Raw genomic sequence first — 2177 nt, forward strand, 5'->3', positions numbered from 1 at the left:
GGCGCAGCAGGTCCTGGGTGGACAGGATCGCCTTGGCCTCCGGCGGCTTGACACCCATCCGGTAGATGATCTCGCGCTCTTCCTCGGGCGACGGGTAGTCGACGTTGAGCTTGAACAGGAAGCGGTCGCGCTGAGCCTCGGGTAGCTGGTAGACACCTTCCTGCTCGATCGGGTTCTGGGTGGCCATCACGAGGAAAGGGCTGGGCAGCGGAAAGGTCTTGCCGCCGATGGAGATCTTGCGCTCGGCCATCACCTCCAGCAGTGCGGACTGCACCTTGGCCGGGGCGCGGTTGATCTCGTCGGCGAGCAGGAAGTTGACCACCACCGGGCCGAGTTCGATATCGAACTCCTCCTTGCCCGCACGGTAGATCCGGGTGCCGACGATGTCGGTGGGCACCAGGTCAGGGGTGAACTGGATGCGGGCGAAGGTGCCGCCGACCACCTTGGCGAACGTCTCGACCGCCAGCGTCTTGGCCACCCCGGGCACGCCTTCGAGCAGCACATGGCCCTTGGCCAGCAGCCCGACCAGCATCCGCTCGACGAGCAGGTCCTGGCCGACGATGATCCGCTTCACCTCGAAGATCGCCCGCTCGAGGGTGTGCACCTCGTGTTGCAGCCCACCGTTGGAGTTGGGAGCGGCGTGAGCACCCGCGGAGTAGCCCTGTGCCGGCGCCTGCCCGGAATATCCTCCAGCGCCCTGAGGCGGCCCACTCGGTGAGGTCATCAACGTTCCTTCCACATGCGCAGTACATGGTGGTCTGTGCGGCGCCGGCCGGTTGTGGCCGCGCGCTCGTCGTCAACTATTCCAGTTGCTTCTGAATCCGTCGACGCTGCCCGGGGTGAGAGCCGCTGCGCGCCGGTATTCACCAGTGGTGCTCAGGTTTAACTCAGGCCACACTCAGGATTCGATGACGCGGACGGCATAGGGTTGCAGTCCCGCGGTGCGCAGCGGGTTCACACTCACGCTGCCCACGCTGCTCGCCGATTCGAGCATCTTGCCGCCACCGAGGTAGATGGCCACGTGCTGAGTGCCGCCGGGGCCCCAGAACAGCAGATCCCCGCGCTTGGCCTGGTTCACCGGGACCTTGCGGCCGGCGTTGTACTGATCTCCGGAGTACTTGGGGATCAGCACCCCGACCCCGGAAAAGGAGAACTGGGTGAAACCAGAGCAGTCGTAACCGACCGTGTTGGCCCCGGAGTCGACTCCGGTGCTCGGCCCGCTCGGCTTGCCGCCGCCCCAGGAGTACGGAGTGCCGATCTGGGAGCCGCCGCGGCGGATGACGTATTCGATGGCTGCCGGGCCCCGCACCATTCCCGGCGCGACGCCGGCCGGCGCGTCCGCGGGCGCCAGACCGATGCTCTGCAGGAACTTGCGGCCCAGGTTCATCGTGACCTGGGTGGCCTGCGCGGTCGCGGCGAGCGAGGCGTTGGCGATGGACAACGGATCACCCGGCGCGCCCGCGCTGAGGATCTTGGGCAGCGTCGGATCCCACTGGCCGGCCGCGGGCTGCGCGGACGCCGGGGCGACCGGCGCCAACAGCACGGCGCCGACGGTGAGCAGGACGAGAACCAGGCGGCGCAGCGCGATCACCACTCGATCATTCGGGTGACGAACGGGGTCATGCCGCTGGTGCGCACCGGCGAGATCTTGACCACCGATCCGGTGTAGGGCGCCTCGAGCATCTGCCCGTTACCGAGGTACATCGCCACGTGCTGGCTGGCGTTGGGACCGTAGAAGATCATGTCTCCGCGGCGCATCTGGGACGAAGGGATCTTGCGGCCCGCGTTGTACTGCGACCCCGAGTAGTGGTCGAGCTTGATGCCGACGCCGGCGAACATGTAGAGCATCAGGCCCGAGCAGTCGAACCCGACGGTGCCTGCGCCACGGTCGATGCCACGGCTGGGGCCGGCAGCGTTGCCGCCACCCCACGAGTAGGGCACCCCCATCTGGGACATGCCGCGTCGGATCACCAACTCGGTGGCCTGCGGACCCGCCACCGCCGGGATGGCACCGTTGGTGATGCCGGTCTCTGTCGGCAGCAGTCCGATGCTCTGCAGGAACTTGCGGCCGAGACTGGCGGTGACCTCCAGCGACGTGGTGATGATCTTGATCACCGCGTTGATGATCTGGATCGGGTCGCCGCTGACGAAGGCGCTCGGGATCTGGGGCAGGGTCA

At 67.2% G+C, this 2177-nt stretch carries 2 protein-coding genes and 1 pseudogene; all 3 read right to left on the reverse strand.

The window, feature by feature from the left end:
- A pseudogene (gene moxR1 / locus WA944_RS24495) lies at positions 1 to 724 on the reverse strand (chaperone MoxR1); the annotation flags it as partial.
- Positions 725 to 898: 174 nt separating this feature from the next.
- Positions 899 to 1588, reverse strand: coding sequence for an NlpC/P60 family peptidoglycan endopeptidase RipB (gene ripB, locus WA944_RS24500; protein ID WP_526647435.1), 690 nt, complete (start codon positions 1586 to 1588; stop codon positions 899 to 901).
- The coding region (locus WA944_RS24505; RefSeq protein WP_526647434.1) for an NlpC/P60 family protein at positions 1588 to 2177 on the reverse strand (590 nt) is incomplete at its 5' end. The genes ripB and WA944_RS24505, both read right to left, overlap by 1 nt.

The sequence above is a fragment of the Mycobacterium sp. genome (genome assembly GCF_049683355.1).
Taxonomy (GTDB): domain Bacteria; phylum Actinomycetota; class Actinomycetes; order Mycobacteriales; family Mycobacteriaceae; genus Mycobacterium.